The sequence below is a fragment of the uncultured Leptotrichia sp. genome (genome assembly GCF_938036635.1).
GTDB classification, from domain to species: domain Bacteria; phylum Fusobacteriota; class Fusobacteriia; order Fusobacteriales; family Leptotrichiaceae; genus Leptotrichia; species Leptotrichia hongkongensis.
This window is the reverse complement of record NZ_CALHQO010000115.1, coordinates 1-4,826: the sequence shown is the minus strand read 5'-3', so window position 1 is coordinate 4,826 and position 4,826 is coordinate 1. Positions and strand designations below refer to the sequence as shown.

Here is a 4,826-nt window from a genome sequence, read left to right as displayed (position 1 = left end):
CTAAAGAAAATAGATATTCATAGCGTTACTTTAAAAGAAAACGCTTCATTTTTTGGCTTAATTTTCAAATACATTGACTATAGTATTATTATTGTAATTTTAATGTTTCAAAAATTTCTTCCACACTATTAAGTTTTTCAATTTTTTCAATCAATTCTTCTTCATAAGATAATTTTGAAATCTCAGCCAATAAATCTAAATGTTCTTTTTTTGTTTCTTCTGGAGCTGCAATCATAAAAATTAATTTTGAAGGTTCTCCATCCATACTTTCAAAATCTACTCCTTCACGAGAAATTCCTAAAGCAAGAGAAAGTTCTTTTACAAGTGGTGTTCTTGCATGTGGAATAGCTATTCCGTCTTGCATTCCAGTTGGTGTCAATTTTTCTCTTTCATTTATTTCCTTTACAAATTCTTCCAAGTCTTCTGAATTAAGAACTTCACTTTTCACAAACAATTGTGCCATTTCCTTAATAATTTCTTCCTTTGTTTTACCTTCTAAATTTACTTTTATTCTTTCTGGTACCAAATATTCTAATATTTTCATGTTTTTTTACAGGATTTTCCTGTAATCTCCTTTCTAAAATTTTTCCCATTTTTTCAGAATATCGTCTAGCACTTGCATTTCAGACATTTCTGATAAATTATAAGTAATATAGTTTTTTTCTTTTTTGAACCATATCATCTGTCTTTTTGCATATCTTCTACTTTCCATTTTTATTTCATCAATCGCTTCATCCCACGTGATTTTTCCTTCAAAATATTTAAATAGTTCCTTATATCCGATTGAAGATATTTTATAAAGACTTTCTGTATACTTATTATATACTTTTTTTGCTTCTTCTACAAGTCCTTTTGCAATCATAATTTCAACTCTTTTATTAATCCGTTCATAAAGCTCTTCTCTATTTCTAGTAAGAAATATCTTTAAGAACTCATAATTATTATTTTTTATATTTTGTATACGTAACTCGCTAAATTTTCTACCAGTCAAAATACAAACTTCAATTGCTCTAACCAATCTCAATTTATTAAACAAATCAATTTCAGTATACGACTTTTCATCCATTTCTTTAAGAATTTTCTGTAACTCCTCAATACTTTTGCTTTCCAAATCAGCTCTGATTTTCGCATTTTTTGATGGCAGTTTTGCAAATCCATCTGTGATTGATTTTATATAAAGCCCTGTTCCACCTGTAATAATAATATTTTTCTCATTTTTTTCACCATTTTCATTCAAAATATTATTTACAGTTTTTTCAAAATCTCCCACAGAATAGTCCTCATCAGGATTTATAATATCAATCATATAATGTTGTATTCCCTGCATTTCATCACTTGTTATCTTAGCTGTTCCTATATCCAGCTCCTTATAAATCTGAGAAGCATCTGCTGATATAATTGCTGAATCTATCTTTTTAGCAAGCTTTATCGACAAGTCTGTTTTTCCTACTCCAGTTGCACCTGCGATTACAATTCCTTTTTTCCTTACTGCTATCTTCTTTACCTCCCATTATAAGTAAACCACATCTTTACTGAAAATCTTTTTAAAAAATTTATTACTAAACTATATATTCAAATTCATATCCAGCAATAATTATAATATCTCCTTCTTCAACCCCAGCTTTTTCAAGCTCTGTTTCCATTCCAAGACTTCTCATCTTCTGAAGGAAATTTATTATTCCTTCTTCTCCAATAAACACATACTTTTTAAGCACATCATCCACAATACGTCCGTCCACTTCAAATACATTGTCAGTTGTTTTCTTAACAATCCAGTCATCTTTTTTATTATTTTCCTGAATCAGCTCTTCAACAGAATGAACTTCTTCCAGTTCTTCCCTAGGTATTTCCTGGATTAATTCCCATGCCTTTGATAAAACTGGCTTTAGTCCCTCATTTGCAATTACAGAGACTGGGTAAACATATTTTATACCTTTTTCTTTAACAAATTTTTCAAATTCATCATACTTTTCATCTTCATAAAGCATGTCAATCTTATTAGCCACAACAATTTGAGGTTTATTTGCTAATTTTTCACTGTAATTTTTTAATTCGTGATTTATTTTTACAAAATCTTCCTTAGGATCACGTCCATCCAATCCTGAAATATCTACAATGTGAATAATTAATTTACATCTTTCAATGTGCTTTAAAAATCTATCTCCAAGCCCTACTCCTTCATGAGCACCTTCAATAAGACCTGGCACATCCGCCACAACAAAACTTTCCTCATCTCCCATTCTGACAACTCCCAATTTAGGCTTTAATGTTGTAAAATGGTAACTTGCAACTTTTGATTTGGCAGCTGATACTTTATTAATAAAACTTGATTTTCCTACGCTTGGATAACCCACAAGAGCTACATCAGCCAGCAATTTTAATTCCAGCTTTATTTTTAATTCTACACCTTCACGTCCACTTTCTGCTATTCTTGGAGCTTTTTTTACTGATGACTTGAAATGGATATTTCCACGTCCGCCATCTCCACCTTTCAAAAATATAACCTTTTCATTTGGATTGTCCAAGTCGAGCAGCAGTTTATTTGTTTCAAAATCTCTAATCATTGTTCCAACTGGAACTTTTATAATCAAGTCTTCTCCTGATTTCCCAGTAGAACGTGCAGCAGCCCCTTTTGTTCCGTCTTGTGCCTTAAATTTTTTACTGCTCTTAAAATCTACAAGCGTGTTAATATTTGGATCAGCGATAAAGACAATATCTCCACCTTTTCCACCATCTCCACCGTCAGGCCCTCCAAACTGAACAAATTTTTCACGTCTGAACGTAGCCGCTCCATCTCCTCCATTTCCAGAAATTACTGTAATTACACTTTCATCTATAAACATTTCATCACCTTTTCTTTATTATAATTCTTTTTATTCATTTAATACAATTACTTAAACTCATTATCTGTTTTTTGTTCTACTTGTTGCCACCGCCTTTTTCTCTCTTCTGTAATTCCACGGCTCTACATATCCTCTTTTTCCAAACAGGCCAAGTTTATTCTTTTTGGCATTTTCCTGATAAGCCTGCATTTTAGTATCGTTTTTGTCATATTCCTGATACCACCAGGCATTTCCATTTTTTACCATTTCCTCATTTACATTTTTTCCGTCAGCATAGACTACAGCCACTGTTCTTCCATATCTATCCCTATTTTTCTCCTCAATTTCAAGTGTCTTTCCATTTACCATCTTCTCTAATGCCTGCTTACTCTCGCTCCCATAATCCTGCGACTTTTCAGGAGCATCAATTCCAAACATTCTAATTTTTATAACTTCTCCAGTAAATTTCCCATTTTCCACTTTCTGAACGTTCATGGTATCTCCATCACTTACTTTTATGGCTTGATAACCTTTCAGAATAGTTGGATTCTGAACAGGTGCACTATTTGAATAATTAGTATTTGTGCCTCTTGAAGCTGTATTTTTTTTTGAATTACTTGTTTTTGCTCTTTTTTTACCAAATCCTGAATTCACTCCATTGTATGCAAATCCAAATATTGCTAATAACACAGTAATTATTGCAGCAATCAGTTTTTCATTTCCAGCTTTTGAACTTCTTCCAGTTCTTTTTCTTCTTTTTGTTGCCATCTGTTTTTCCTTTATTTTTTATTTTTCCAATGCCTGCTTAAAATCTTCAATCAAGTCATCAATATTCTCAAATCCAACAGCTATTCTTATCAATGAATTTGTAAATCCTCTAGCCTCTTTTTCTTCATCAGGCATTTCGGCATGCGTAATTGTACTTGGATGAGTTACTAATGTTTCTGCTCCACCAAGACTCGCTGCAAATAGTGCCACATTCAAACTTTCAAAAAATGTTTTTACTTTTGAATCGTCCTTTAAAGTAAATGAGAATACTGAACCTCCACCTGTTGCCTGACTTTCATGAATTTTTTTACCTTTATTTGTATCCAAAGTTGGATAGTAAATTTTATCAACTGCATCATGGCTTTGAAAAAATTCTATCAATTTTTCTGCATTCGTTTGTGCCGCTTCCACTCTAAGTTTCAATGTTTTAAGACTTCTCATCAAAAGCCAGCTGTCAAATGGAGAAATTAAGGCTCCAGCCGCAACTTGTGAAAATTTAATTTTTTCCGCAAGCTCCTCATTATTTGTAATCGCAACTCCAGCCAGCAAATCATGATGCCCAGATAAAAATTTAGTCGCACTATGAATTACAATGTCAATCCCAAAATCAAGCGGTTTTTGCAAATATGGAGTCATAAAAGTGTTGTCTGCAATTGTTATCAAGTTATGCTCTTTTGCTATCTCTACAACTCCTCTCATGTCTGTAACATCAAGCAATGGATTTGACGGAGTTTCAATAAAAATAGCCTTTGTATTTTCTTTAATAGCATTTCTAATATTATCCAAATCAGTTGTATCGACAAAAGTATATTCTAATCCAAATTTTGAATAAATATCATGAATAATTCTATAAGTCCCACCATAAATATCCTGACCTAAAATAATATGATCTCCAGCTTTAAACATCGTAAATACAGACGTTGTAGTCGCCATTCCCGATGAAAATGCATATCCATATTTCCCATTTTCCAATGCAGCAAGTATTTCTTCAAGCTCATTTCTCGTAGGAGCCGAAACTCTTGAATATTCAAATTCCTGCGTCACTCCAAATTCCGCAACAGGAAAAGTTGAAGCAAAATTAACATTTGTTCCCCAAAGTTCTCTCTTTTTTCCTTTTCTTATTCCATGTATCGTTTTTGTTTCAAATCTCATAACAATCTCACACTCCATTTCTTTTTTTACTATTTTACAATCTAAACTTTTGATACTATTCTAATCTTAAAATATTTAATTTTT

The 4,826-nt window shown here is 32.1% G+C and carries 5 protein-coding genes; all 5 read right to left on the bottom strand.

All coding sequences use genetic code 11. The features are described 5' to 3' along the window. Window positions 1-88: 88 nt before the first annotated feature. The gene (locus tag Q0370_RS02085; protein WP_299571445.1) at window positions 89-544 is read right to left on the bottom strand and encodes a PTS sugar transporter subunit IIA; all 456 of its coding nucleotides are present in this window, start codon (window positions 542-544) and stop codon (window positions 89-91) included. 33 nt (window positions 545-577) lie between these two features. Then, on the bottom strand, window positions 578-1,435 hold the full coding sequence (miaA, locus tag Q0370_RS02080) for a tRNA (adenosine(37)-N6)-dimethylallyltransferase MiaA (RefSeq protein ID WP_299571443.1): 858 nt from the start codon (window positions 1,433-1,435) through the stop codon (window positions 578-580). A 124-nt stretch (window positions 1,436-1,559) separates the two neighbouring features. Next, window positions 1,560-2,843 carry a GTPase ObgE gene (gene obgE / locus Q0370_RS02075; protein WP_299571441.1) on the bottom strand — a complete coding sequence of 428 codons (1,284 nt, stop codon included), beginning with the start codon at window positions 2,841-2,843 and terminating at the stop codon, window positions 1,560-1,562. A gap of 60 nt (window positions 2,844-2,903) precedes the next feature. After that, window positions 2,904-3,590 carry a thermonuclease family protein gene (locus tag Q0370_RS02070; protein ID WP_299571439.1) on the bottom strand — a complete coding sequence of 229 codons (687 nt, stop codon included), beginning with the start codon at window positions 3,588-3,590 and terminating at the stop codon, window positions 2,904-2,906. Between the two features lie 18 nt (window positions 3,591-3,608). Next, window positions 3,609-4,742 carry a PLP-dependent aspartate aminotransferase family protein gene (locus Q0370_RS02065; protein WP_299571436.1) on the bottom strand — a complete coding sequence of 378 codons (1,134 nt, stop codon included), beginning with the start codon at window positions 4,740-4,742 and terminating at the stop codon, window positions 3,609-3,611. Window positions 4,743-4,826 lie beyond the last annotated feature (84 nt).

Bases quoted from the DNA above. Each gene is read 5' to 3' on its own strand.
- Q0370_RS02070 (WP_299571439.1), bottom strand. From the start codon at position 3,590: ATGGCAACAAAAAGAAGAAAAAGAACTGGAAGAAGTTCAAAAGCTGGA.
- Q0370_RS02085 (WP_299571445.1), bottom strand. From the start codon at position 544: ATGAAAATATTAGAATATTTGGTACCAGAAAGAATAAAAGTAAATTTA.
- obgE (WP_299571441.1), bottom strand. From the start codon at position 2,843: ATGTTTATAGATGAAAGTGTAATTACAGTAATTTCTGGAAATGGAGGA.
- Q0370_RS02065 (WP_299571436.1), bottom strand. From the start codon at position 4,742: ATGAGATTTGAAACAAAAACGATACATGGAATAAGAAAAGGAAAAAAG.